This is a genomic window from Microbulbifer mixtoriginis (SeqCode), assembly GCF_052466695.1.
Map to the genome: position 1 here is coordinate 3,352,976 of NZ_CP174285.1, position 25,483 is coordinate 3,378,458.

22 protein-coding genes are annotated in these 25,483 nt (G+C 53.2%); 8 read left to right on the top strand and 14 right to left on the bottom strand.

Annotated features, from left to right (window positions below):
- Window positions 1-20: 20 nt before the first annotated feature.
- Both ACJJI0_RS14520 and ACJJI0_RS14525 read right to left on the bottom strand, forming a co-directional pair.
- Window positions 21-1,358, bottom strand: a complete 1,338-nt coding sequence (locus ACJJI0_RS14520; protein ID WP_444883144.1) for a dicarboxylate/amino acid:cation symporter — start codon at window positions 1,356-1,358, stop codon at window positions 21-23.
- Window positions 1,359-1,677: 319 nt separating this feature from the next.
- Window positions 1,678-2,601 carry a LysR family transcriptional regulator gene (locus ACJJI0_RS14525; protein ID WP_444883145.1) on the bottom strand — a complete coding sequence of 308 codons (924 nt, stop codon included), beginning with the start codon at window positions 2,599-2,601 and terminating at the stop codon, window positions 1,678-1,680.
- A gap of 79 nt (window positions 2,602-2,680) precedes the next feature.
- Between ACJJI0_RS14525 and ACJJI0_RS14530 the strand changes: the two genes are divergently transcribed.
- The 5 genes from ACJJI0_RS14530 (at window position 2,681) to ACJJI0_RS14550 (ending at window position 8,371) form a co-directional block, all read left to right on the top strand.
- Window positions 2,681-3,607, top strand: a complete 927-nt coding sequence (locus ACJJI0_RS14530) for a CmcJ/NvfI family oxidoreductase (protein WP_444883146.1) — start codon at window positions 2,681-2,683, stop codon at window positions 3,605-3,607.
- A gap of 27 nt (window positions 3,608-3,634) precedes the next feature.
- Window positions 3,635-4,963, top strand: coding sequence for an aldehyde dehydrogenase family protein (locus ACJJI0_RS14535; protein ID WP_444883147.1), 1,329 nt, complete (start codon window positions 3,635-3,637; stop codon window positions 4,961-4,963).
- 63 nt (window positions 4,964-5,026) lie between these two features.
- Window positions 5,027-5,821, top strand: a complete 795-nt coding sequence (locus tag ACJJI0_RS14540; protein WP_444883148.1) for a prolyl hydroxylase family protein — start codon at window positions 5,027-5,029, stop codon at window positions 5,819-5,821.
- A gap of 228 nt (window positions 5,822-6,049) precedes the next feature.
- Window positions 6,050-6,682 carry a DUF6058 family natural product biosynthesis protein gene (locus ACJJI0_RS14545; RefSeq protein WP_444883149.1) on the top strand — a complete coding sequence of 211 codons (633 nt, stop codon included), beginning with the start codon at window positions 6,050-6,052 and terminating at the stop codon, window positions 6,680-6,682.
- Window positions 6,683-6,868: 186 nt separating this feature from the next.
- Window positions 6,869-8,371 (top strand): tetratricopeptide repeat protein, encoded by a 1,503-nt coding sequence (locus ACJJI0_RS14550; protein WP_444883150.1) that lies wholly within the window; start codon window positions 6,869-6,871, stop codon window positions 8,369-8,371.
- Window positions 8,372-8,451: 80 nt separating this feature from the next.
- Here ACJJI0_RS14550 and map read toward each other — a convergent pair whose 3' ends face one another.
- Complete coding sequence (gene map / locus ACJJI0_RS14555; protein ID WP_444883151.1) at window positions 8,452-9,228, bottom strand: type I methionyl aminopeptidase; 777 nt, start codon at window positions 9,226-9,228, stop codon at window positions 8,452-8,454.
- On the bottom strand, window positions 9,221-9,427 hold the full coding sequence (locus ACJJI0_RS14560; RefSeq protein ID WP_152455728.1) for a ParD-like family protein: 207 nt from the start codon (window positions 9,425-9,427) through the stop codon (window positions 9,221-9,223). The genes map and ACJJI0_RS14560 overlap by 8 nt, the downstream gene beginning before the upstream one ends.
- A gap of 154 nt (window positions 9,428-9,581) precedes the next feature.
- On the opposite strand from ACJJI0_RS14560, the gene ACJJI0_RS14565 reads away from it, so the two are divergent.
- Window positions 9,582-11,285, top strand: a complete 1,704-nt coding sequence (locus ACJJI0_RS14565; RefSeq protein ID WP_444883152.1) for a phytoene desaturase family protein — start codon at window positions 9,582-9,584, stop codon at window positions 11,283-11,285.
- Window positions 11,286-11,359: 74 nt separating this feature from the next.
- Here the strand turns inward: ACJJI0_RS14565 and ACJJI0_RS14570 are convergent, their stop codons facing one another.
- From ACJJI0_RS14570 to ACJJI0_RS14585, 4 genes are all read right to left on the bottom strand, one after another.
- On the bottom strand, window positions 11,360-11,953 hold the full coding sequence (locus tag ACJJI0_RS14570) for an OmpA family protein (protein ID WP_444883153.1): 594 nt from the start codon (window positions 11,951-11,953) through the stop codon (window positions 11,360-11,362).
- 73 nt (window positions 11,954-12,026) lie between these two features.
- Window positions 12,027-12,674 (bottom strand): HAD family hydrolase, encoded by a 648-nt coding sequence (locus tag ACJJI0_RS14575; RefSeq protein WP_252083804.1) that lies wholly within the window; start codon window positions 12,672-12,674, stop codon window positions 12,027-12,029.
- 14 nt (window positions 12,675-12,688) lie between these two features.
- Window positions 12,689-13,054, bottom strand: a complete 366-nt coding sequence (locus tag ACJJI0_RS14580) for a hypothetical protein (RefSeq protein WP_252083806.1) — start codon at window positions 13,052-13,054, stop codon at window positions 12,689-12,691.
- A gap of 50 nt (window positions 13,055-13,104) precedes the next feature.
- Window positions 13,105-13,851 (bottom strand): 16S rRNA (uracil(1498)-N(3))-methyltransferase, encoded by a 747-nt coding sequence (locus ACJJI0_RS14585; RefSeq protein ID WP_444883154.1) that lies wholly within the window; start codon window positions 13,849-13,851, stop codon window positions 13,105-13,107.
- On the opposite strand from ACJJI0_RS14585, the gene ACJJI0_RS14590 reads away from it, so the two are divergent.
- Window positions 13,850-13,972, top strand: a complete 123-nt coding sequence (locus ACJJI0_RS14590; RefSeq protein WP_444883155.1) for a hypothetical protein — start codon at window positions 13,850-13,852, stop codon at window positions 13,970-13,972. The genes ACJJI0_RS14585 and ACJJI0_RS14590 overlap by 2 nt on opposite strands.
- 14 nt (window positions 13,973-13,986) lie before the next feature.
- Here the strand turns inward: ACJJI0_RS14590 and ACJJI0_RS14595 are convergent, their stop codons facing one another.
- Both ACJJI0_RS14595 and ACJJI0_RS14600 read right to left on the bottom strand, forming a co-directional pair.
- Window positions 13,987-17,118, bottom strand: a complete 3,132-nt coding sequence (locus ACJJI0_RS14595) for an efflux RND transporter permease subunit (protein ID WP_444883156.1) — start codon at window positions 17,116-17,118, stop codon at window positions 13,987-13,989.
- The gene (locus ACJJI0_RS14600; RefSeq protein ID WP_444883157.1) at window positions 17,118-18,359 is read right to left on the bottom strand and encodes an efflux RND transporter periplasmic adaptor subunit; all 1,242 of its coding nucleotides are present in this window, start codon (window positions 18,357-18,359) and stop codon (window positions 17,118-17,120) included. The genes ACJJI0_RS14595 and ACJJI0_RS14600 overlap by 1 nt, the downstream gene beginning before the upstream one ends.
- Before the next feature lie 295 nt (window positions 18,360-18,654).
- On the opposite strand from ACJJI0_RS14600, the gene ACJJI0_RS14605 reads away from it, so the two are divergent.
- On the top strand, window positions 18,655-21,009 hold the full coding sequence (locus ACJJI0_RS14605) for a Tex family protein (RefSeq protein ID WP_444883158.1): 2,355 nt from the start codon (window positions 18,655-18,657) through the stop codon (window positions 21,007-21,009).
- Between the two features lie 89 nt (window positions 21,010-21,098).
- Here ACJJI0_RS14605 and ACJJI0_RS14610 read toward each other — a convergent pair whose 3' ends face one another.
- From ACJJI0_RS14610 to metK, 4 genes are all read right to left on the bottom strand, one after another.
- Window positions 21,099-21,764 (bottom strand): RluA family pseudouridine synthase, encoded by a 666-nt coding sequence (locus ACJJI0_RS14610; RefSeq protein WP_444883159.1) that lies wholly within the window; start codon window positions 21,762-21,764, stop codon window positions 21,099-21,101.
- Between the two features lie 69 nt (window positions 21,765-21,833).
- Window positions 21,834-22,673: a methylenetetrahydrofolate reductase [NAD(P)H] gene (metF, locus tag ACJJI0_RS14615; protein WP_444883160.1), complete on the bottom strand. Its 840-nt coding sequence runs from the start codon at window positions 22,671-22,673 to the stop codon at window positions 21,834-21,836.
- Between the two features lie 61 nt (window positions 22,674-22,734).
- Window positions 22,735-24,120 (bottom strand): adenosylhomocysteinase, encoded by a 1,386-nt coding sequence (gene ahcY / locus ACJJI0_RS14620; protein ID WP_252083815.1) that lies wholly within the window; start codon window positions 24,118-24,120, stop codon window positions 22,735-22,737.
- A gap of 95 nt (window positions 24,121-24,215) precedes the next feature.
- The gene (gene metK, locus ACJJI0_RS14625) at window positions 24,216-25,436 is read right to left on the bottom strand and encodes a methionine adenosyltransferase (protein ID WP_252083816.1); all 1,221 of its coding nucleotides are present in this window, start codon (window positions 25,434-25,436) and stop codon (window positions 24,216-24,218) included.
- Window positions 25,437-25,483: the final 47 nt, after the last annotated feature.

Genomic DNA, 25,483 nt, shown 5'->3' on the forward strand with positions numbered 1-25,483 from the left:
CAAACCTCCCGAAAAGACACTTAAGCGGTTTGGGTTTCAGGTTCCTCCAGGCTGTCGCTGCCCAATAATTTATCCATCATCAGACAGGCGGTGAGATCGCCCGTGACGTTTACGGCGGTCCTGCACATATCGAGTATGCGGTCCACACCGAGAATCAGTGCAATACCCTCTGGCGGGACACCTATTCCAGCCAGGATACTGGCGAGAATCACTATCCCCACACCCGGTGTACTTGGGGAACCGATTGAAGCGCCCACAGTAGTTACGGTAAGTCCCACCAGTTGTGCCGTGCTGAGGTCAATGCCATAAACCTGGGTGAGAAAAATCGCCGCAATTACCTGATAGAGGGCAGTGCCGTCCATATTCACCGTAGCGCCAAGAGGCACAATAAATTTGGCTATAGAAGGTTTCACTCCCAGGGAAGTCTCGGCAGTGCGCATTGAAAGCGGCATTACGGCCGCGGAGCTGGAGGTGGAAAAGGCCAGTAGCTGTACGCCACTGATGCGCTGCAGAAAGCTCAGAGGCCGCATTGGCGTGGCCAGTGCGACAATCAACAGATAGAACAGCAGTAGGATCAGTAGCCCCAGAATAACCGTGCCCACATAGACAGACATCCCCACTATCGCCGTTAAACCCACGCGAATGGCGATATCCGCCAGTAATCCAAATACCGCCAGCGGCGCGAACAGCATGGCCCAACCGACTATTTTCAAGGCGATTTCCTGCACTATGCCGAAGGCGTAGACCGCGGTATCACGCTGCTTTTGCGGCAGCAACATCACTGCCACTCCGGTGAAAATCGCGTAGACCACCAGCTGTAGCATATTGCGCATGGCGATGCTCTGATTCAGATTGGCTGGTATCAGTTCAGCGATTCGCTCCGGAAGCGGCTTGGATTCCAGCATCTGTGGCGGTGCGCTACTTGGTAGTTCAGTAGCCGCTGTGAGCAGGGCCTCATCGATATAGTTACCCGGTTGAATAAATTGGGCCAGGACTATGCCGATAATCACCGCTACTGTGGTGGTGGCAATAAAATAGGGCGCTATACGCAGGCCAACCCGCTTGAGCTGGGATACATTTCCACTGCCACAGAGCCCGAGGATAATGGAGGAGACCACCAGTGGAATCACCACCATTTGAATCATATTCAGGAATAGGGCACCGGGCAGCTTGAACCAGCTGGCCAATATTACGCTGAGATTCTCATCGACCAGCCCAGCCCCTTCCGGCGACAGCAGCAGGCCAATACCAAGCCCCAGCACCATAGCCAACAGGATTTGCATCCACAGCCGGGTGCGCATCAATAGGCCCAGGGATTCCACCATCCTGAACAAATAAACATTGGAACCATAATTCATACGAGAATTACCAGATTCAAATTCATTAACTCGGCACCCAAAAGGAAAGCCACCAGTATCCTGCAGCTCTAGAGTAAAACTCTTTAGTCAGATCAAGTGAGGGCGATCACGCAATCCCAGGCAATGATTGTTAAGAGCGGTTGCAGAAAGATGACACCGTGCATCCCTAGTGGAAAAGGGCAAGGGATAGATCGTTCACCACTCTAAAAATACTACGGCCTGTTTACCCACATTCAACATCAATGCTTTATCTAATAGCGAGGCCGCTAAAGAATACTCTTGCGCGTTTTTACTGATGATCCGTCGCTGGAGCAAATTGCTACGCCAATAACTCCCTGATCCATTTATGCAGTGGGTCCTGCCCGCTGCGACTGTGCCAGGCGGCGATCACATCGAAACCGGGGGGCTGGTCGGCAATTGGCAGGGTACTCAGGCGCTCATCGGGCAACAGGCGCGACGGCAGAAAAGCCACGGTATTGGTGGAGGCGATACATTCGGCTGCAGCGGCGAAAGAGGGAACCGACAACACCACATTGCGCTGCAGGCCAAACTCCTCGAACCAGGTATCGGCCATGCCACGCAGTTCTCCGCGGGAGGGAGACACCACCAATTGCGGTAGCGCCGCCAACTGTGCCAATGCCAGAGTCTCTCCTGTTAACTGGCCGGGTATTTTTGCATGCCGGCAGCACACGCAAACATAGTGCTCTCGATACAGCAGCATTGTCGGGCAGTTGTCCGGCACAAAACCGGGTGTACTGAAGACCAAATCTACCTCGCCGGTTTGCAGCTGCTGCGCCATGCGGTCGATTTCCAGCTTGAGCACAACCACTTTGAGACCCGGGGCCTGTTCACGCAGTTTTTTCAGCAGACCCGGCAATACCACTCGCTGTTCAAAGTCAGTGGCGCTGATAGTAAAAATGCCGGTGTACTCGGCCGGCAGAAATTCGTGCCCACGCAACAGTGAGGCGATTTCGTTTAATACGCTATCGATCCTCGGTGCCAGCCGTTCTGCCAGGGGAGTGGCTACCACTCCGTTGCTGGTCCGAATAAATAAGCGGTCGCCAAAGATCTCCCTCAATCGCTTGAGCTGTTCACTCACGGTCTGCTGAGTCACACCGAGCTGGTCGGCCACCCGGGATAAATTTAACTCCCGCAGAATTGCCTGCAGCAGCCGCAGTTGCTTTAGTTCCAGCCGATCCAGGCGATCGTCTCTGTTGCCCCTAGTCAAACCTGTATCACTCACAATCGTTACTTGATTTTCATTGTATCTGCTCCAGCCTAGCATTGCCGATACATAGACCCCCATGAGTGAGGAACCCACTATGCCAGGCGCGACTCTGCAATCATCGATACCGGGCTTAATGCGGGCAAGTATCAACTACGCGGACCCCAGCGCAGAGCTGGTCTACGACCAACGCCATACAGGCCCCGGCCCCGCTAGCCTGATCGATCAGGTAATCCCCCACCTGGTGACAGTTCATGACGGCAGGCAACTGCAGGCTGCGGGGGAGACCTTCCGTTTGGACGAACAGGGGTTTGAGCTGGTAGAGCCCAGCCTCGATATCGACCTGCACCAGCTGGATGACACTTTAAAAGCGCTGGATAGCAACAAGCCTTCAGCCAATAGCAAAGTGCTTTCGCCAGAATCCCGAGACACCTTGATCCGTACTCAATGGTATCCGGCGATTGAGCGATGGCTGGCTGCTTATTTGGGAGCGGACCAGGTTGTAACCTTCGATCACACGCTGCGCGCTCAGACTAAAGCAGACGCCATCGCTGAGCAGAGCCGCAGTCGCCGCGCCCCAGTAAAAATCGCGCACAACGATTACACGCCCTGGTCTGCCCAGCGCCAGCTCAAGCAGACGCTACCGGAATACGGCTTAAATCCGGACGAATATCCCCGGTTTAAGTTTGTGAACTTGTGGCTGCCGCTGCTGCATCGGGTTGAAGAGTCCCCTCTGGCTATGGCGGATCTGCGCAGCGTGGAAGCAGCGGATTTCCACAAGATGCGCCTGATTTACCCAGAGCGGGAAGGGCAGATTTCTGTCATTAGCTCCAACCCTCAACACCGCTGGATTTGGTTTAGTGATATGCGCCCCGGCGAAGGGTTGCTACTGCGGGTTTTTGATAGCGAACACAGCGATGTGATTACCGGCAGCCCCCATAGCGCCTTCGACTTACCGGAAAGCGAAAATGCCCCCCGGCGTACCAGCCTGGAAATTCGCACTATCGGGTTGTTTAAACACTAAATAAATTGAAATATCGATCAAAACCCCATGAATAAAACCCTGAACTCAATAGATCCTTTAAATAACGAAGTTATCGGCAGCGTCGATATTTGTTATGAAGACGATTTAAAAAAATTGTTGCAACAGGCCAAGCAGGCACAGGTTGAGTGGGGCAAAAAATCCATTCAGCAGCGTGTACAGCTTGTACAACAAGCCTATAAAAAGCTTGACCCCATACAGGCGAAATTGGCAAAACTGATCAGCCGTGAGATGGGCAAAGATGCGCGGCGGGCCAGCTACGAGGCTGGCGGCGCCATTCACAGTGGCCCCTGGTTGGCCGGAGATTCCGGTGAGGCCCTGCGCAGCCAGCGCCAGGGTAACAGTGAAATTCAATATCGTCCGTTGGGCGTGGTCGCGGTTATTTCCCCTTGGAATTATCCCCTGGCGATGGCCAATAACCTGATCGTACCGGCACTGATTGCCGGTAACAGCGTGATTTTAAAACCCTCCGAAGAAACCCCTCTGGTTGCGGACCTCCTGGTAAAAACCCTGAACCAGTCGCTGCCCAGCGGGGTATTACAGATTGCCCATGGAGATGGAAAAACCGGAGAAGCCCTGGTCAAAGCGGACATCAATATGGTTGCTTTCACCGGCTCCCGTGCAACCGGCCAGGCCATCATGGCTAATGCCGCTCCCAAATTAAAACGCCTGATCATGGAGTTGGGCGGCAATGATCCCATGCTGGTTTTGGCCAGCGCCGATATTCACCGCGCCGCACAATTCGCCGTGGCTTCCAGCTTTGAAAATGCCGGACAAATGTGTACTTCAACCGAGCGTGTTTATGTGGACGAGCGTATCGCGGACCAGTTTGAGCGAGCGGTGGTTGCCATTGCAAAAAATTATCGCACCGGTGGTTGGCCAGAAGGGGATGTCGATATAGGTCCACTGGTCAATCCCCGTCAGCATCAAAAAGTGGTTCAGCATATTCATGACGCCATAGAGAAGGGCGCAACGCTTTTGCTGGGAGAAAAATCCCCCGAGCTTCCTTTTATTCCTCCCACGGTCATCAGTGGTATCAAACCGGGTATGCAACTTGAGGACGAGGAAACTTTTGGCCCGGTAGTCGCAATAGACCGCTTCAGCGCCATTGAAGAGGGGATTCACAGAGCCAACGACTCTGTATACGGCTTGGGCGCCGTGGTATTTGGCACAGCGGATGCTCAGGAAGTCGCGAATCAACTACAGGCGGGCATGATTGGTATTAACCAGGGTGCCGGTGGGACACCATGGGTAGGTGCCAAACAGAGTGGTTTTGGCTACCACGGCGGGGCTGAGGGACACCGACAATTTGCCCAGCTCACCCTTATTAATCATTAATTAAAAAACTCGAGTGCAGATATTTTGGACGAAGTCATTATGCCAAGTTCTCAAGACATTGCGATGAATCCATCAACTGAGGCCAACAGCAGCCTTGAGCAGGATTTCTTTATTATCGCCAGGGAACCCGGTGCGGAGCATCCTGCTCTGCCCACCTGGGCCGCACGACTGGCAAATCCAGCCTCACTAAAGGGTAACGCCCCGTCTTTGGTTCAGCGCAGAGAAATTGCCGAGGTGCCCGGCGCTTTTCAATTACTCAATGTATTTTCCAGTGAGGAATGCCAGCGTCTCATCGATATCACTGAAAATATCGGTTATCTGCCAGATGCCGCCGTTTCTTTGCCTAGGGAGGTACGCCATAACGACAGCCTTACCTGGGTGGTAGATGAAACTACCGAACGGCTAATCTGGCAGCGGTGCAGCGCTTTTATGCAGGACCCCAATGGCTACTTTGAAGGGCGGGAGCCAGTGGGACTCAATCAGCGTTTTCGCTTTTATCGTTACGGCGAAGGTGATTACTTTCAATTTCACACCGATGGAGCCTGGCCGGGCAGCCGAATCATAGATGGCCAGTTGGTCGCTAATGGTTTTCCAGACCGTTTTAGCGAAATGACTTTTCTAGTTTTACTCAGTGAAGATTTTGACGGCGGCGCCACACGTTTTCGTGTCAATGCAGATAACCCCTACCAACAGCCCAGCCGGCACTCCATGATGGATATTGATGTAAGAACCCCCGCTGGATCCGTACTGTGTTTCCCCCATGGTATGCACCCCTTGCATAGGATCCACAGCTCAACGCCAATTACTCGTGGGATAAAATATATTATTCGCACAGATATATTATTTCTTCAGGATTGATTAACAGGGTTAACAATTTTATTTAAAAAATCTTAATAAAGCATTCAGTCGCAGGGAAGCGTCTCGAACTTAAATAACAATAAATCGCTACTTAGAGCTTCCCTAAAGTCGCTGCATATAATCTATAGCCCGACTTATATACTACGCCCTCCATCGAAGTATTGCCGTAAGGTTTATGTCAAGCTGCACTGCCAATCTGATCGCAACGACACATTCGGGTGTGTACTTATGGAATTAATAGAATATTTACAGAGTTACTTTTATAGTAAAGAGAAGCTGCTATCGCTAAGCGGTTTAAGGCAGGAAGAATTTGTAAACTACCAGAATGCCCTTGTTATGCCTAAAGCTTCCTACACGCTGGTACTGGGCCTGCAATGCCATTCATTCTTCGGCACCCATAATGAATCCCATAACCAGGAGTTCTACGCCAAAGGTTATGTATCCTGGTTAAAAGACCTTCGGCTAAAAAATAATCCAAAACAGATTTTTGATTTATTTAAAACAAGATACACGGATACAATCTATCAGTTAAAGTCTCTTGGCCATAGCTGTTCTGACATAAAAATGAACAAGGGGCTTACCACACATATTGAAAGCGAATGGAAACACTTTATCGATGGTACTTATGGGCTATGCACTAAAAGCGGACTCCCCGAGGATATAGCACGCAAAGAGCTGGCCTCTCTAGTGATCAAGGAGTTAACAAAAGAGGGAAATCTCAGCAGAATAGGCCTACAAAAATTACAGAGGGCTGTTGACCTGTTAGAGAGCACCAGCAGCCTTTTCGCACCCCATGAGCGGCATAAGAGTTCGAGGCAAATACTGATTCATGATATTCGTCAACAATTTAATCTCAGATAAAGACACTATAAAAGCCAACGTCACAAACTGAGAGACATACTGTCGCCATAGGCCAAGGAAGGCAGAGCAGGCAACACCTATACCAAATGGCCATATGATTTGGCATGTACTAAACGTATATGCCCCTATAAAATCCCGCCCCTTTAATTGGCTCAAGCCTCTCCGCACTTTTATTAGAGATATTCCATGAAAAGCAGAGTTTACTGCCTTATATCCTTTCTATTGCTATCCGTCTTAACGGTATCAGCCTACGCCAGAGATTGGCGGGAATATAAAAGCACTAACTTTACCGTCTATTCCGATGTTTCACCGAAAAAAGCTGAGAACTTATTGCGCGAACTGGAAAAATTTCGCAGTGCCTCACTTATGGTAACAGGCATGGAAGACCGTCCTGAAAATTCTAGGCTTAGGGTCTATCATTTTAATAGCTCTAAAGAGTTTGATAAATTTTCTGGAAAAAGAAGCATCGGAGGTTTTTATACCAACACTATTAATGGACCCTTGATTTTTTCCCAGGAAAATAAACGTGGCATATTTAGTGGCCAAGCAATCATGTTTCATGAATATGTTCACCATCTTATGCGTGAACGCGGTTCCATGCGTTACCCCAGGTGGTATTCAGAGGGCTTCGCAGAATTATTAGCCAGTGCGACTATTGATAGGAATTCCATCACCATCGGCAATGTTCCGGAGTGGAGAGCTTACTCTCTGGAAGAAGGCACTTTGAAAGCCAGGGAAATCCTCCAACCAAACTACAACAGGAAAGGTTGGAAACATGCTAACCAGTATTACGCCAGTGCATGGTTATTATTACATTATTTATTTTTTAGCGAAGATGCCAGAAAAAATGCATATCATGAAAAAACCAAAAATTACCTAGCGGATATCAATAATGGAGGAGATCCACTAGATCTCTTTACACAACATTATGATATCCGAGAGGAAGATTTAGATATCGCATTAACTCGCTACCTAAAAGAACGGCGTCTGTCGGGCTACAAGGTTAATCTAACCAAAAACGTCTTTAAAATCGAAAAGCGCAAACTGAACCATAATGAAAAATCCCTATTATTGGCGGAGCGAGCGGTTGACCTTGAAAGATATGATCAGGCGTTAAGCTATCTGAATAAAGTAAAAAAAGATGCTGCCAAGTTACCAGGAGTTATCGCTCTGAAAGCGAATCTATTAATGCACAATCAGCAGGAGGCTGCGGCACAGGCTTTACTTCAGGAATTATCAGAAATATCTGATTTGAATCATACAGCGGCAACGAATCTATCTGTTTACCATTTATATAGCTTACATGATACGCTTGAATCCCGGCAATGGGATGAGGGGAGCTATACCAAAACGGTGCATTATGCAGATATGGCTATAGCGCTAAATCCGGCTTCCCTATCGGCTTACCAATACAAATGGATGGCTCAGCAGTACAAAGGCGAAAGTGTTGCCGCACTGAAAACCATGATGGCAGCCTATCAGAAGAATCCAAATAGTATTGAAATAAATAGCGCTATTGGCTTTCACCTCGCAAAACTTAAAAAGCCAAAGCTTGCAAAACCATTTCTGGAGAGAACTCTGGCCTGGTCCCACAATCACAAGGTTCGATCACGCGCTAAAAAATTGCTCGATTGGGTAGCAAAGGAAACCTCCACTGACAGTGGAGTGAGTTCAGGGCAGATATCCTGAGTCCGAGCGCTAGATCAAGCGCATAGCACGTAGAGAATTACTCTCTACGTGCTATGAAAGCGAAGAAATTAGCCTCTCCTCTAACTCTTCTTTTCCTCTTCCCGCAAAGTCAGCACTTCATATCCATCCGCCGTAACCAGCACTGTGTGCTCCCACTGCGCGGAGAGCCTGCCATCTTTGGTCACCACGGTCCAACCGTCTTTTTTGAGTTTGGTTTTGCGATTGCCCTGATTGATCATGGGCTCAATCGTAAATGTCATTCCCTCGCGTAAAACAGCTCCGCTGCCCGCTCGGCCAAAGTGCATTACCTGAGGTTCTTCATGCATTTCACGGCCAATACCATGGCCACAGTATTCACGCACCACACTGAACCCGCGCTTTTCAACATACTGTTGAATCGTATGGCCCACATCACCAAAAGTCGCGCCGGGTTTTACAGTGTGAATACCGGCCCACATGGCATCGTAGCAACACTGCACCAGTTTTTTGGCAATGGGAGTCACATTACCGATCATATACATCTTGCTGGAATCGGCGATATAACCGGACTTTTCCAGGGTTATATCCACGTTGACGATATCGCCATCGCGCAACGCCTGCCCCTCACGTGGCATGCCGTGGCAAACCACCTCATTAATCGAAGTATTGAGAGAGTAGGGATAGTCGTATTGCCCCTTGCTGGCCGGGCGCGCCTGCAGCTCCCGGGTAATAAACGTTTCCACCCGGTCGTTAATTTCCATGGTAGTAATACCCGGCTTCACAATACCATCGAGCATGGCGAACACCCGGCTCAACAATTCACCGGAGTTACGCATCAACGTCTGTTCCCTGGCGGTCTTTATTTTTATGTTATTCACGAGTGAGCTCTTCCAGAGTAAATGATTCGGTGCGCAGTAGTTTCTTGCACAACTGGCTGTAACTGAGTTCTGGATTTAACTCGGCCAACATGCCGATCTTTATCCAATACTCGGCCTGGGCGTTGATGGAACGCGCCAGCGTTGTGCTCGCTTTACGGATTTCATCGTGTAGTTCATCCGAGATCTTGACGATACCCATTTTATACACCGCATACATTATTCATATACAAAGTGTATATTTCTTTTCATTAGAAGTACAAGCCGACCAGCAAGATCAAAAATATGCAACTTGTTGCATAGTCAATATTTGAACGATATGGTTGAGAGATAAAAACAATAGTGATGAGGCCACCATGTCCGAAACCACCGAGAAGAAACGCAGTGCCCCCAAGCCCAGCCGCCTGCGTATTGGCCAGCGTTACCGTGCCAGTCGATTGAACGGCCCCTACGATGCCCTGGTAATCGGCTCTGGAATCGGCGGCCTGACTACTGCGGCTATGCTGAGTGCCACCGGTAAGAAGGTACTGGTCCTGGAACAGCACTACACCGCCGGCGGCTATACCCATGCCTACGACCGCAATGGCTACGAGTGGGATGTCGGCGTGCACTACATTGGCGATGTGGGCGAGCACCCGACCATGACAGGCCGGATTTTCGACTTTATCAGCGGGGGTAAGTTGCATTGGGCGCCGATGGACGACACCTACGATCGCATTTGTATCGGCGAAGAGCAGTTTGATCTGCGCGCCGGTCGCCAAACGTTTATCGATGAACTGGTTAAACATTTTCCCGACGAGCGGGAAAATATCGAGCGCTATCTGGGCCGCCTCAACGAGGTGGCCAAATCCATGCAACGCATTGCGATGGAGAAGCTGTTTCCCGGCTGGTGCGGCCCACTCCTGCGGCTTTGGCGTAAACTGCGCGACCCCTCCTGGCTGAACAAAACCACCCGCGAAGTGTTGGCTGAAATCACCAACAACGAGAAACTGATCTCCGTACTCACTGGTCAGTGGGGCGACAACGGCATGGCCCCGGCACAGAGCAGCTTTATTATTCACGCCCTGATTGCCAAACATTATTTGTATGGGGGTTACTACCCCGTGGGCGGTGCCAGCAAGATTTCCGAGACCATTATTCCGCAAATTCAGGCCAGTGGCGGCGATGTATTTACCTATGCCAAGGTGGAAACCATTCTGTTAGATGGCAATAAAGTTCGCGGCCTACGCATGAGCGATGGTACCGAAATTGAGGCGCCCATGGTGATTTCCGGAGCGGGAGTATTCAATACTTTCGAAAAATTACTGCCCCAGAGTGCCAGTGAGCGCCTCGGTTACCTGCGCGACCTGAAAACCGTCACTCCATCTATGTCTCACCTGTGCCTGTATATCGGCCTGGAAAAGACCGCCGAAGAACTACAACTACCGAAAACCAATTACTGGCTCTATACCAGTGAGAACTACGAGGAGGATATGCAGGCCTTCCTGCAGGATAGCGACAAAGATATTCCGCTAGCCTATATCTCTTTCCCCTCGGCCAAGGACCCCACCTTTACCCAGCGCTACCCTGGGCGCGCCACTATCGAAATCGTTGCACCAGCCAATTACGATTGGTTCGCTCAGTGGCATGACAAACCCTGGGGCAAGCGCGGTGATGACTATGAAGCCCTGAAAGAGGCCTTCAGCCAGCGCTTATTGGAGCACCTTTACAAACATTTCCCCCATCTGCGCGGGCAAATCGATTACTACGAGTTATCCACACCGCTGTCGACAGATTATTTCTGCTTCTATCCACGCGGTGAAATTTATGGCCTAGACCACGATCCCAAACGTTTTGAACAGCGTTGGCTGAGACCCAAGACACGACTCAATGGACTCTATCTCACCGGCCAGGATGTGATGAGTTGCGGTGTCGCCGGGGCAATGATCTCGGGGGTATTAACCGCTCAAAGTATTCTCGGCTTGCGCCAGGGGGCGAAGTTGATGCGCCAGGTTATTAGTGGGCAGCCTTTTCAAACACCGGCAAATAACGGTGAGGCGCTAGGCAAAGCATCCACCTGATTTGTCGGCAATAACGCTCATTCGGCAACTGCAATAATAAAAACCCGGCGATCAATGCCGGGTTTTTATTAAATTTATGGGCTCGGAGACGTATTTAATCGCGGCAATCTGCTCGGCATTCGATCGAAGTTCAAGACGCGGATAACCAGGCGTCGATTTTCCCTTTGCCCAGCCTTGCTCTCATTATCAGCGATAGGATCTGTATCGCCATAGCCCTGTGCTCGCATGCGGTCGCCATCAATACCGCGCTCTATCAAAAAATTGCGTACCCAGTCTGCGCGCCACTGAGAGAGGTGCAGGTTTTTCTTTGGGTCACCGTCATTATCCGTGTGCCCCTCAATCGTAATACGCATCTCGGGGAAATCGCGCATGATCACCAATAGCGCCTCCAGATCGGCGATGCTATCCATACGCGGGGCAAAACCACCGGGGTCAAACTCCAGGCGCAATCTAAAAGTATCCCCATCTTTACGGGAATTTCCGCGTAAAAAGCGCACCAAATCATCGGCAAAGGGAGCCGCCTGCCGCGCCTCTTTCTCACTGTCTCCGGACTGCACCGCAGACTGAGGCTCAAGGGCATATTTTCTATTGGGATCGGGGGTGGGGCAGCCGGCAAGTAATAGCACCAGCAGGGCGAGATAGCAGACGAATAAAGGCTTGCCCGCCATAGACAAAACTTCCGGTTTGCAGACGTCAAATTCAGTGTAGAACAAGCTGCCGGCGGGAGGAGATATCTAGCCGTTAGAGGAAATTCAACACCGACATCATATCGCTAACTACCCGGGCACCGCGCTGCTCCAGCTGTGGCGCTCTCTGCTTATGGGTACTGTAACCGACTACCCGCATGCCAGCGGCTACCGCAGCTTCCACGCCAGCGTTAGAATCCTCCACGACCAGACAACGCCCCGGCTCCACCCCCATACTGGTGGCCGCATGCAGGAACAGCTCCGGCCAGGGTTTACCGCGGGAAACATCCTCAGCACTGTAGATCCTGCCGTCGAAGTAGTCGTAGAGACCGGTTTTATTTAGGGTGAGATGCATTTTCTGGTGAGAGCCCGATGAGGCCACGCAACTGCGCATGCCGATCTGCTGTAAGTGATCGAGCAAGCCCTCAATACCGACTACGGGTTCCAACTCGGCGTGGAATGCTTCGCGAATACGGCGCTCGGTATTGCCAAAATAATTGTCTGGCAGGGGGCCGCCGAAACGCTTCTCGATTTCCAGTAGGCAGTCCCTGGCGGGCCGGCCGCTGAATTGCTCATCCAGCTCCTCCGCAGTGGTGGCCATACCCAACTTATTCATTTCTTCAGCCAGGATGCGGCAGACGATACTCTCGCTATCCACCAACACACCGTCGCAATCAAAAATAATTAAATCTATGGAAGACATGGGACCCCGTAAAATCAGCGCGCTGAAAGCAGCATAATACCGATAACCACACCGAGTATGCCGCTGATACGCAGGAAATTTTCATTGCCCTGGGAGATTTTGATGGCCAGCGCCTTGCCGCGCTCAAAACCCATTTGCAGCATATAAGCGCCACTCAGCAGCACCAATACGCCCAGGGCGTTGAAGAGGATATACCAGTGGCGCGTGTCAGCGATCAACAGCAGGAAGAGACCGATAAAAATGCGCAGCCAGGCGGAAAAGAAATAGCCCGTCTCGCTGAGTCGCTCACTGATGGTTTGCGCCAACTTGGGCTTGGCAATAACCGCCAGCGACAACAAGACAATGGCGATACCCAATAACCCTACAATTACTCGAATCATAGTTTCCCTTCCTGGTTTTCATCCTATCCAATTTTGGCTTGCGTCGGCTCCTACAGGTCACCCCATTGGAACTGTAATACAGACAGTGCGGCGATAGGCGCGGTTTCGGTGCGCATGACCCTAGGCCCCAGGCGCAGTGGCATAAAGCCGTGCCCCAAGGCCAGATCAATCTCCGCCTGGGACAATCCACCCTCTGGCCCCACCATCAACAGGGCCGAATCCGGCTTGCCATTGTCCGCTTCCCAGCGGCGCAGATCCAGCTCGGTACGGTGGTGTAATACCAGCTTGGTTTGCGGCGCGCCCTGCTGGGTTGAGGTTTGTAAATACTGAGGGAGTTTTACCGGTTCGGCAATTTCCGGCAACAGATTGCGCTCACACTGCTCACAAGCACTGATAGCAATCTGGCGCCAGTGGCCGAGTTTTTTTTGCAGGCGTTCACCGGATAGTTTGACCTCGCAGCGCTCGCTGAACAAAGGCTGTATAGCCGCTACTCCCAATTCCGTGGCCTTCTGTATCACCCAGTCAAATCGGTCCCCGCGGGAAATGCCAATAGCCAGGGTTAACGCCAGAGGCGACTGGCGATTGTCTTCGCGAAATGCACCAACACCCACCTGCGCGCGCTTACCCGTAGCCAGCAATTCCGCACTGTACTCACCACCCAAACCATCAAACAGAGTCATCGGGTGGCCAGCGCCGAGGCGCAGGACTTTTACCAGGTGCCGGGAAGCGCCCTCATCCAACTCGATTTGCGAAACACCGGCCAGGGCCTGCTGGGAGTAAATACGCGGGATGCGCATGAGTAAAGATCCTGTAAAGCACTATAAAAAAGCCGACAGAGATGTCGGCATTTTGCAGGCGGGTAGTTTAGGCACTAATGCGCAGGCCAGGCAATGGCGGAAAACCCCCGCCATTGCCTGAAACACAAATTGCTATCAGGCCGTTTCCAGAGACACCGGGGTCTCAATTTGGCCATGGCGCTTGCCTTTCGGACGCAGCACTTCGATCACCTTGTACAGGTTTGGCACCAGCACCAGAGTCACCGCAGTGGCAAACAGGACGCCGAAGGCGAGGCTGATCACCATGGGGATCAGGAACTGCGCCTGGATAGAGCGCTCGAACATGATCGGCACCAACCCGATAAAGGTGGTGATAGAGGTGAGGATAATCGGGCGGAAACGATCGCGACCCGCCTGCACCACCGCATCCATAACAGCTACGCCCTGGGCGCGAAGCTGATTGATGCGATCCATCAATACCAGGTTATCGTTCACCACAACCCCCGCTGCGGCGAGGAAGCCGAGCATGGACATGATGCTGATATCGTGGCCCATCAACAGGTGGCCTACTACCGCGCCGAAGAAGCCGAACGGTACTGCGGTAAGGATCAACAGCGGCTGCGAGTAAGAGCGGAAAGCAATGGCCAGCAGGGCGTAAATGGCGAACAGAGACAGCACGAAGAACGCCAGGATCGCACCGTTGAACTCTTCCTCCTCCTGCATTTCACCGGCAGTTCTCAGGGAGAAACCGGGGAACTGGCGCTCCAGCTCAGGCACCAGAGTCTCGCGCATATCCTTGAGAATTTCCTGCGCAGTGGAGGTGTTCGGCGTCAACTCGGCAAACACGCGCACGGTGCGCTCGCGGTTGTTGCGGCGGATGGTGGTGTAACCGGGCACATAGACCGCATCGGCCACCGCAGAGAAGGGCACTTCTCCCTCCGCCGTACGAATACGCACGCGGTCCATCTGCTCTTCGCTGGCGCGCTCTTCCTGCGGGTAGCGCACCATCACCCTAACGTCCTCGCGACCGCGGGGAATACGCTGTACCTCTTCGCCATAGAAACCCTGGCGCACCTGCCTGGCCACATCCGCCAGGTTGATACCCATGGTAGTGGCGTGGGGCTTCAGCTGAATTTCGATATCGCGACGCGCACTGGTGAGATTGTCACGCACATCGTAAACACCGGCATAGCCGTTCATCTTCTTCTTCACCGCATCGGCGGCAGCGCGCAATTCGTCCATATCCCCCGAAGCGGTGCTCAGGTTCAGGCTCATACCGTTGCCGCCATCATTGATGGTGGCATCAATATTGAGGTCTTCAACACTGGCCGGCATTTCACCGATCAGCTCGCGCCAGCGCAACGACAGGGTTTTGGAAGTCACATCACGCATCTCTCCGTCGGTGAGCTGCAAGATCACAAAGATGTTGCCGCGCCAGTTGAACACCATGGAGTTCATTACGAAGGGCTCGCCGTCGTTGAGCTTCAGCATCTCCTCATCGGTAGCGAGCTTATCTGCGGCCTCCAGCACCTGATTCATCACGCGCTCGGCCTCATGGAAAGGCTCGCCATCGGCCATGCTGGCACGCAATTCCAACAGATCCGACGGTACCTGTGGCGAGAAGGAAGAACCTACATAACCACTGGTAAAGACACTGATGGAAAGTACCAGCGCCATGAAAAAGACCATCACCGTGGTGCGGCTGTTGCCAAGGGACTTCTTGAGCAGCGGCAAATAGTACTTGTCACCGGCGGTCTTCATGGCTCCGGCGAAGCGGCCACGCAGCTTCTGCAACTTGATACCCAGGGCGGATTTGGCGGGTTGCTCCGGCTTCATACCCACCAGGTGCGCCGGCAGAATCAGCAGAGACTCCACCAGGGAGAACACCAGACACAAGAGCACCACCACCGGCAGTGCCAACATCATCTGCGCGGTATAACCGGGCAGGAACAGCATGGGGATAAAGAACACCATGGTGGAGGTCACGGCGAAGATCACCGGCGCGGAGACCTGCTTCACGCCCTCTTCCGCGGCGGCCAGACCGGTAACACCGCGATCGTGGGCCGCATGCACGGCTTCCCCCACAATAATCGCATCGTCCACCACAATCCCGAGAATCAGCAGGAAGGCGAACAGCGACAGCATATTCAGGCTGACCCCGGTAATCGGCAGCAACCAGAAAGCACCGAGGAAGGCCACAATAATGCCCACCGTTACCCACATCGCCAGCGCCGGGCGCAGGAACAGCATCAGCATGATAAAGACCATGGCGAAGCCGCTTAAGGCGTTGGTGGTCAACAGGTTCATGCGGCCTTCAAAAGCTTTGGAGAAGTCGAACCAGACGTCGAACTCCATACCCGGCGGCAACTGGGTGCGCGCCTCCGCCATAAACGCCTTGATACGCTCGGCGGTGGCCACCACATCCAGCGGCTCGCCCTGAACCACACGCAGGTTCATAGCCGGATTGCCGTTAAAGAGAATGACGTTGTTGTACTCCTCGAAGCCATCGCGCACGGTGGCCACATCGCGCAGCAGCAGCACAGAGCCGTCGGCACGGCTGACTACCGGAATACGCTCGAAGTCCTCGGCGGTGTAGGCCTGACCACGGGTCTGCACCTGGATATCACCGCGATCCGAACGCACCATACCCGCGGGCAGATCGAGGGAGGAGCGGCGCACCGCATTGGCCACATCGTTGAAGCTCAGGTTGTAGCGGCGCAGGTCCAGCTCGGAAACCTCGATGGACAGCTCATCCGGGCGCTCGCCCCAGATATCCACACGGCGCACACCGGGAATCAGGGTGAGTTTGTCGCGCAGGTCCAGCGCGGTCTCCTTGAGCTGGCGCTCGGAAACCGGACCGCCAATGGCGATCATCATCAGCTGAGTATCCCACTCCTGCAGGCGAATCACCGGGCGCTCAATACCCTCGGGGAAGGTGTTAATACTATCCACCTGCACCTTGATATCGTTGAGCAGACGCAACTCATCGTAGCCATCCACCGCTTGAACTTCGATAGAGGCGTGGCTGCGGCGAGAGGCGGAGTTCACCTCCTTGATGCCCTTCACCTCAGAGATAGCCTCTTCCACACGCACGGTTACCTGCTGCTCGACCTCCGCCGGGCCGGCACCGGGGTAGGAGATTTCCACCTCGACAATACCGGGCTGAATCGCTGGAAAGACCTCGCGATCAATCCCACTGATTCCGAAGAAGCCGCCGATGATGATCATAATCATCAACAGGTTGGCGGCCTTACTGTTGCGCGCAAACCAGGAAATAATGCCGTTCATCAGTGGCCTCCGTGGGCAGCGCTATTCGTGGCTGCGGTCTCACCGGAGGTACTTGAATCGGCTTCGGCATCGCTCTTAACACTATCGATCAGACCGGCAGGCTTCTCGTTGAGAGGATTAGCGGTAAGTGCCATGCCCTCGCGGGAGTAGCCCAGGCTGGACACCACGACGCGATCACCAACGGCGATATCACCGCGCAACCACACCTGCTCGCCGATGCTCTGCAACAGCTCCACAGTTTTGAACACCAGCTTGCTCTCTTCATCCAACACCAGCAAGTGGTCGCCCTCGTGCAAAGCCTGGCGCGGCAAAACCACTATGCCATCCAGAGTGCGACCGGCAATATCGGCCTCCACAAACAGGCCATTCATCAGGGGAACAGCACCCTCATAAGGGTTCTGCACCTGAGCCACGGCATAAATAAAGCGGCTATTGGTATCGATGCTGGCCTCGGTGCGCACCAGCTGGGCACGCCACTCGCGCTCAAGCCCAGCTACCATCGCCCGCAGGCGTACTTCGGGGCCATGTTCGAAGGATTTACCCAGAGGCAGATCGAGCAGTGCCAGCTGTTGATCGGTCAGAGGCAGGCGCACTTCGGCGATGCCGGTGCTGTGGATTTTTGCCAGAGGCGTGCCAGGGGTGATGTACTGGCCCAGATCGACATAAGTCTCCACTACGCGCCCGGCAAACGGCGTTTTCACTGCGGTGCGCGCCAGATCGAGTTTGGCTTGGTCGCGATCCGCTCGCGCTGCGGCCACTGCGGCCTCGGCGGCTTCAAGGTGTGGCTTGCGCAGAAACAGGGCGTTGGCAGCTTCGCTGCCCAGATTGCGCCACTCGCGCTTGGCCTGCTTGGCGCGACCCTGCTCTTGAGCCAGGGCGGACTTGGCATCGGCCAGCTGTGATTCGGCACGTGTCACTTTATGGATGTAGTCGGCTTGCTCGAGCTGCAGCAATGATTCCCCCTCGGCAAAGAAGCCGCCGGGCACAAAGGACTCGCCCACACCTTCAATCACACCGCCGACACGGGCCACCACCTCAATTTCATGGCGAGCATGCACGGTGCCCTGGCTCGGTACCAACAGGGTCTGGCGCCCCGGTTCCGCATACAGGACATCCGCCACCGGCGGTACCACCGCCTCCGGTGGTTTTTCTTCCGGCTTGGGCTTCAATAGCACCACCGCAGTAATGGCTGCCGCCCCGATAGCCAAAACGGTAAATAAAAGCTTGTTCTTGCTCGACACTTTCACAGGCACCCTCTACCCCATTCTGTGACCGATACTGGTCAAATTTTAATTAGCGCGCATTCTACTGGAGTTCGACGCCGATAAGAGTCGATTCGGATGCAGGTCGCCGCAGGAGTTTGTGCTTTATCGCAAACCTTCCTCGCTGGCCCCTGGTAACGCATAATGCCCGCCCCAATTTACCGTTGCAGGAGAGACAACGGGCCGCGCAAAGCCAAGGAAACCGATAGGCTATTTCCCGGTCAAACGCCGCTCCTTAAGGTACGAACCCCCGGAAAACGGATATAGACATCAAATGCTGGATATCAACGCTCGCATCGCAGAAGAACTCAACGTACGCTCCCAACAGGTAACTGCCGCAGTATCCCTGCTGGACGAAGGCGCCACGGTGCCCTTTATTGCCCGCTACCGGAAAGAAGTAACGGGAGCTTTAGACGACACCCAACTGCGCACACTGGAAGAGCGCCTGCGCTACCTGCGCGAACTGGAAGAGCGCCGCGCAGCCATCCTCAAGAGTATTGATGAACAGGGCAAACTCACCGCAGAATTAGCGCAGCAAATCAACGGTGCCGACACCAAGAACCGCCTCGAAGATCTCTACCTGCCCTACAAACCCAAACGTCGTACCAAAGGGCAGATCGCCATCGAAGCGGGCCTCGAACCTCTCGCCGACGCCCTGATTAACGATCCATCCCTCGATCCGGCCGCAAAAGCACAGCAATACCTCAACACCGATCACGAAGACGCCTCCTTACAGGTAAAAGACATCAAGGCCGCCCTAGACGGGGCCAAATTTATCCTGATGGAACGCTTTGCCGAAGATGCCGAGCTGCTGGGTAAACTGCGGGACTTCCTCAAGCGCGATGGCCAGGTTAAATCCAAGCTGCTCGACGGCAAAGAGGAAGAGGGAGCCAAATTCCGCGACTATTTCGAATACGCCGAGGACTGGTCCAAGGTGCCATCCCACCGCGCCCTGGCGATTTTCCGCGGCCGCAACGAGGGCATCCTCGCCATCAGTGTTGGATTACCAGAAGAGGAAGGCACTCCAGCCACCGCCAGTCATCCCTGTGAATCTATGATCGCTCGGCATTTCGATATCAGCGACGAAGGCCGCCCGGCGGACAAATGGCTCGGCGAAGTGGTGCGCTGGACTTGGCGCATCAAGCTGCTTACCGCGTTGGAAACTGACCTGTTGGGTGAGCTGCGCGAGAAGGCGGAAGAGGAAGCCATCAAGGTCTTTTCCCGCAACCTCAAAGATCTGCTGTTAGCCGCACCTGCCGGACACAAGGCCACTATCGGCCTGGACCCGGGGCTGCGTACCGGTGTGAAAGTTGCAGTGGTAGATGCCACCGGCAAGATACTGGACCACACCGCCATCTTCCCCAATCCGCCGCAAAACCGTCATCAGGAATCCGCCGCGGTTATTGCCGCCCTGTGCAATAAATACAATGTAGGCTTGATCGCCATCGGCAACGGCACAGCCAGTCGCGAGACCGATAAATTTGTCGGCGAGACCATTAAGCAATACAAATTAAATGCGCAAAAGGTGGTGGTAAACGAGGCAGGCGCCTCCGTGTACTCCGCTTCCGAATTCGCCGCGCGGGAATTTCCCGATCTGGATGTCACCATCCGTGGCGCCATCTCTATTGCCCGTCGCCTGCAAGACCCGCTGGCTGAGCTGGTAAAAATCGAGCCTAAATCCATTGGTGTCGGCCAGTATCAGCATGACGTTTCACAGACTCAGCTGGCGCGTTCCCTCGACGCTGTAGTAGAGGACTGTGTAAACGGTGTCGGTGCCGAATTGAACTCTGCCTCAGCGCCGTTGTTGGCCAAGGTTTCCGGCCTGACTGCCTCCATCGCCAGCAATATCGTCAGCTACCGCGATCAGCACGGCGCCTTTAAAAACCGCAAACAGCTGATGGAAGTACCGCGCCTGGGGCCCAAAGCCTTTGAGCAGGCCGCCGGCTTCCTGCGTATTAATAACGGCGAAAACCCGCTGGATAAATCCGGCGTACACCCCGAATCCTATATCGTGGTGAAACGCATCGCCGAGAAAAACGACCGCGAGATCAATAGCCTGATCGGCGACTCCGCCTTCCTGCGCCGCCTCAACCCGGCGGATTACACCGATGAAAAATTCGGTGTGCCCACCGTTACCGATATCATCGCCGAGCTGGAAAAACCCGGCCGCGACCCACGCCCGGAATTCCGCACTGCGCGCTTCGAAGAGGGCGTTGAGGAAATCAAAGACCTGCGCCCGGCCATGGTGTTGGAAGGCACGGTAACCAACGTCACCAACTTCGGTGCGTTTGTGGATATCGGCGTGCACCAGGACGGACTGGTCCATATCTCCGCGCTTTCAGAAAAGTTCGTGAAAGATCCCCACGAGGTGGTTAAAGCCGGCGATATCGTCAAAGTAAAAGTGATGGAAGTGGATGTCGCACGCAAGCGCATCGGTCTTTCCATGCGCCTCTCCGACGAGCCCGGCGAGCAGGGCAGCGGCGGTATCAACAAAGGCGACCAGCGTGAAAACCGCCAGGCCCAGCGCTATAACAAGCAGCAGGGCAATCGGCAACAGAAGGGCAGCCAAGGGAATAGCCGTGGCAGCATGGGCGATCTGTTAATGGCGGCAATGAAGAATAAAAAATAATACGGCGGACCAACAAAAAGGGCGATCTGGTGATCGCCCTTTTTTATTTAATGAAAAATCAAAGCCGGTTGTAAAACTAGCATTAACGATTATTCAGCTGAGAATGCCTCTGGTAATTCACTGGTAACACTCAGGCGCTCTTGCGTCTCCGGATGCACAAATTCCAAAGCACTCGCATGCAATAATAATCTCGGGGCCGCAGCTAAGGCTTCTGAATGTGCATAGAATGGATCACCCAATATCGGGTGTCCCATCGCCTGCATATGCACCCGCAGCTGATGGGAACGGCCTGTAACCGGCAAGAGGCGCAGTAAGCTGCTGTCTGCTGTACTAGATATTTTTTCCCAACGCGTGAGAGAGGGCTTACCCACCTCATGATCCACTTTTTGTTTTGGCCTGTTTGGCCAGTCACAAATCAGAGGCAGGTTCACCTCACCTGAGTCTGCAGTGGGTATCCCCCACACTCTGGCAATATAGGTTTTATCGACCTTGCGATTTTGGAAGAGTGTGCTGAGTTTGCGGTGAACTTCAGGACTCCGCGCCATTACCAACAGGCCCGAAGTATCCATATCCAGGCGGTGCACTATCAGTGCTTCCGGGTAGTTTTTTTGTACCCTGCTTGCCAGACTATCTTTATGGGCCGGATCTCTACCTGGCACACTGAGGAGACCGCTGGGTTTATTTAAAATTAGAAGGGAGGAATCCTGATAAATGACCGATAAAAAAGGCTCGGTTGGTGGGCAATATTTACGCATTATTTAACTCTTACAACCTGCTAAATACTAATGCCCACACCCGGTGGCACTATAAAATATCAAGGAGGACTAGCGAGCCTCAAGGCCCAAGCCCTTTAAAATACTCTCTGAGGCACCAATCTGATTCATCGTATAAAAATGTAATCCCGGTGCGCCCCCCTCCAATAAGGTTTCACACAGGTCGGTAACTACTTCGAGACCCAGCTTACGGATATCATCCGGGTCGCGATAACTTTCCATACGTTTTTTCAGCCAGCGCGGAATCTCTGCACCGCAGTTACGCGAAAAACGCACTAAATTATCGAAGTTAATAATTGGCATAATCCCCGGATAGATCGGTGCATCGATACCGGCTTTCTCACACTGATCTATGAAATAAAAATATGAATCCGGGTTATAGAAGTATTGAGTCAGGGCGCTATTCGCTCCCGCCTCAAACTTTCCTTTTAAATAGCGTATATCATCATCATAACTATTGGACTCCGGATGAATTTCCGGATAGGCGGCAACTTCCAGGTGGAAATAATCGTCAGTATGGCGGCGAATAAAAGCCACCAACTCATTCGCGTAGACCAGTTGCGCCACCGCACCCATTCCAGAGGGCATATCCCCGCGCAGGGCCACAATACGATTTACACCGGCCTCTTTATATATATCTAATAATCCTAGAATAGTCTCTTCATTGTCTCCGCCAAATGACAGGTGCGGCGCGATGGAAATACCATCTTTGCGCATATTGGTAACAATATTGGCGGTAGTTTCACGCGTGGTACCACCAGCACCATAGGTGACTGAAAAGAATTCGGGATTAAACGCCTGTAAAGCCTCGCGGGTTTTATACAGCTTGACGCGGCCTTCGGGGGTTTTGGGTGGGAAAAATTCGAAACTGATGCGAATGGGATTTTTCATTATATTTTCCAGGCCCTCCGAAATTCAGATGCCGGCACAGCCGGCATCTTTTATGAGGGTATTAATATTTATAGCTTTCGGGCTTATATGGACCGTCGACAGAAACACCAATGTATTTGGCCTGCTCCTCGGTCATACGGGTAATTACTCCATCAAAACCTTCCACCATATAGCGCGCGACTTCCTCATCGAGGTGCTTGGGCAGTACCTTGACATAGAGTGCAGACACTTTTTGATCGGAGGCCAAGTCGGCAAACTTCTCTTCAAACAGGTGAATTTGCGCGAGAACCTGGTTGGCAAATGACCCATCCATAATACGGCTGGGGTGACCAGTGGCGTTGCCCAGGTTTACCAAACGGCCTTCGGACAACAACAGCAGGTGATCATTGGTTTCGCTATTGCGCACTATTTTATGCACCTGGGGCTTCACTTCTTGCCATTCCCAGTTCTCACGCATAAAGGCGGTATCGATTTCATTATCGAAGTGGCCAATATTGGAAACTACAGCGCCGCTCTTCAGTGCCGCCAGCATATGCTTATCGCAGACATTGGCATTGCCGGTGGTGGTGACAATCAGGTCAGTATTGGCCAGCAGCTCTTTATTAATGCCTTCGGCGGTGCCGGTGTTAATACCATTAATATAGGGAGAAACCAGCTCGAAACCATCCATACAGGCCTGCATGGCACAGATGGGATCCACTTCAGAAACCTTTACGATCATGCCTTCCTGGCGCAGCGAAGCGGCGGAGCCTTTACCCACATCACCGTAACCGATAACCAGCGCTTTCTTACCCGCCAGCAGGTGATCAGTGGCGCGCTTGATTGCATCGTTCAGGCTGTGACGACAACCGTATTTGTTGTCATTTTTGCTCTTGGTTACGGCGTCGTTGACGTTGATCGCCGGAACTCTAAGAGTGCCTTCACGCAACATGTCCTGCAGGCGATGTACGCCGGTGGTGGTTTCTTCACTGATACCGTGGCAATTGTTCAGGACGGCGGGGTATTTACGGTGCAGCAGTTCGGTGAGGTCACCACCGTCGTCGAGAATCATATTCGGCTGCCAGCCGGCAACATCGGCACCCACGGTACGCTCTAAACACCACTCGTACTCTTCCTCCGTTTCACCCTTCCAGGCAAACACAGGAATTCCGCGTGCGGCGATAGCGGCAGCAGCGTGGTCCTGAGTAGAGAAAATATTACAGGAAGACCAGCGCACTTCAGCACCCAGGGCAACCAGAGTTTCAATCAGTACTGCGGTCTGAATGGTCATATGGATACAGCCCATAATACGCGCACCGGCGAGAGGCTGTTCCGCGCGGTATTTCTCCCGCAGGGTCATCAGCGCCGGCATTTCACCTTCGGCAATTTCGATTTCACGGCGGCCCCACTCGGCCAGTGAAATATCCGCGATCTTAAAATCTTTAAATTCAGTGCTCATTTGATTCATTCTTTTGAGTTCCAGTAATGTTCTTTTCACTCACTGAGGCGCCGCAGCGCCCCCTGATAGCGACTCACGCTATGGAGCCGCGTTTATCCAGTAGATTACAAACCCGCCTGCGCACGCAGCGCATCGACTTTGTCAGTCTTCTCCCAGGGGAAGGCGGTGAAAGTTTCACTGCGCGCTTGGCCGTTGCCATCCACCCAGTTATAGGTGTGGGTAAAGGGATCGCGACCAAAGTGGCCGTAGGCTGCAGTCAGCTGATACATGGGGTGCAGCAGATCGAGGGATTTTGAAATGGCATAGGGGCGCAGATCGAAATTCTCGCGCACCAGCTCCACCAGTTTCTCTTCGGAAACCACGCCTGTGCCAAAGGTATTGATGGCAACCGAGGTAGGCTCGGCAACGCCGATGGCATAGGACACCTGAATTTCACAGCGCTTGGCCAGGCCTGCGGCGACAATATTCTTGGCCACATAGCGACCGGCATAGGCCGCAGAGCGGTCCACTTTGGACGGGTCCTTACCGGAGAAGGCACCGCCACCATGACGCGCGGAACCGCCGTAGGTATCCACAATAATTTTGCGCCCGGTCAGGCCACAGTCACCGACGGGGCCGCCAATCACAAAATTACCGGTGGGGTTAATATGGAATTTGGTGTCCTTGTGTAGCCACTCTGTCGGCAGGGTGTGGTGTACGATCAGCTCCATCACCGCATCGCGCAGGTCGGCCTGGCTCACATCGGGATTGTGCTGGGTGGAGAGCACCACCGCATCGATAGCGCAGGGACGGCCCTGGTCGTCGTAGCGGAAAGTAAGCTGGCTCTTGGCATCCGGGCGCAACCAGGGCAGCAGGCCGGACTTACGCGCCTCGGCCTGACGCTCCACCAAGCGGTGGGAATAATAGATAGGCGCCGGCATAAAAGTCGGTGTTTCATTGGTGGCGTAGCCAAACATCAGGCCCTGGTCGCCAGCACCCTGATCTTCCGGCTTGGCGCGATCGACACCCTGGGCAATATCCAGGGATTGCTTGCCGATAACGTTGATCACACCACAGGTTTCCCCGTCGTAACCCACATCGGAGGAGGTGTAGCCGATATCGGTAATCACCTTGCGCACCAATTCCTCCAGGTCAACCCAGGCGGAGGTGGAGATTTCCCCGGCAATAACCGCGATACCGGTCTTTACCAGAGTTTCACAGGCAACGCGCGCCTGCTTGTCACGAGCCAACAGAGCATCCAATACCGCGTCGGAAATCTGGTCGGCGATTTTATCCGGGTGCCCTTCAGACACGGATTCCGAGGTAAACAGTTTGTATTCACTCATGTGAGAGTCTCCATGTGTTCCGCCGCGGGCGGTTAGCAAAATTCTGG

Coding starts and splice junctions, on each gene's coding strand:
- ACJJI0_RS14520 (WP_444883144.1), bottom strand. CDS start 1,358: ATGAATTATGGTTCCAATGTTTATTTGTTCAGGATGGTGGAATCCCTG.
- ACJJI0_RS14530 (WP_444883146.1), top strand. CDS start 2,681: ATGCCAGGCGCGACTCTGCAATCATCGATACCGGGCTTAATGCGGGCA.
- ACJJI0_RS14535 (WP_444883147.1), top strand. CDS start 3,635: ATGAATAAAACCCTGAACTCAATAGATCCTTTAAATAACGAAGTTATC.
- ACJJI0_RS14540 (WP_444883148.1), top strand. CDS start 5,027: ATGAATCCATCAACTGAGGCCAACAGCAGCCTTGAGCAGGATTTCTTT.
- ACJJI0_RS14545 (WP_444883149.1), top strand. CDS start 6,050: ATGGAATTAATAGAATATTTACAGAGTTACTTTTATAGTAAAGAGAAG.
- ACJJI0_RS14550 (WP_444883150.1), top strand. CDS start 6,869: ATGAAAAGCAGAGTTTACTGCCTTATATCCTTTCTATTGCTATCCGTC.
- ACJJI0_RS14560 (WP_152455728.1), bottom strand. CDS start 9,427: ATGGGTATCGTCAAGATCTCGGATGAACTACACGATGAAATCCGTAAA.
- ACJJI0_RS14565 (WP_444883152.1), top strand. CDS start 9,582: ATGTCCGAAACCACCGAGAAGAAACGCAGTGCCCCCAAGCCCAGCCGC.
- ACJJI0_RS14570 (WP_444883153.1), bottom strand. CDS start 11,953: ATGGCGGGCAAGCCTTTATTCGTCTGCTATCTCGCCCTGCTGGTGCTA.
- ACJJI0_RS14575 (WP_252083804.1), bottom strand. CDS start 12,674: ATGTCTTCCATAGATTTAATTATTTTTGATTGCGACGGTGTGTTGGTG.
- ACJJI0_RS14580 (WP_252083806.1), bottom strand. CDS start 13,054: ATGATTCGAGTAATTGTAGGGTTATTGGGTATCGCCATTGTCTTGTTG.
- ACJJI0_RS14590 (WP_444883155.1), top strand. CDS start 13,850: ATGAGTAAAGATCCTGTAAAGCACTATAAAAAAGCCGACAGAGATGTC.
- ACJJI0_RS14585 (WP_444883154.1), bottom strand. CDS start 13,851: ATGCGCATCCCGCGTATTTACTCCCAGCAGGCCCTGGCCGGTGTTTCG.
- ACJJI0_RS14595 (WP_444883156.1), bottom strand. CDS start 17,118: ATGAACGGCATTATTTCCTGGTTTGCGCGCAACAGTAAGGCCGCCAAC.
- ACJJI0_RS14605 (WP_444883158.1), top strand. CDS start 18,655: ATGCTGGATATCAACGCTCGCATCGCAGAAGAACTCAACGTACGCTCC.
- ACJJI0_RS14610 (WP_444883159.1), bottom strand. CDS start 21,764: ATGCGTAAATATTGCCCACCAACCGAGCCTTTTTTATCGGTCATTTAT.
- metF (WP_444883160.1), bottom strand. CDS start 22,673: ATGAAAAATCCCATTCGCATCAGTTTCGAATTTTTCCCACCCAAAACC.
- ahcY (WP_252083815.1), bottom strand. CDS start 24,120: ATGAATCAAATGAGCACTGAATTTAAAGATTTTAAGATCGCGGATATT.
- metK (WP_252083816.1), bottom strand. CDS start 25,436: ATGAGTGAATACAAACTGTTTACCTCGGAATCCGTGTCTGAAGGGCAC.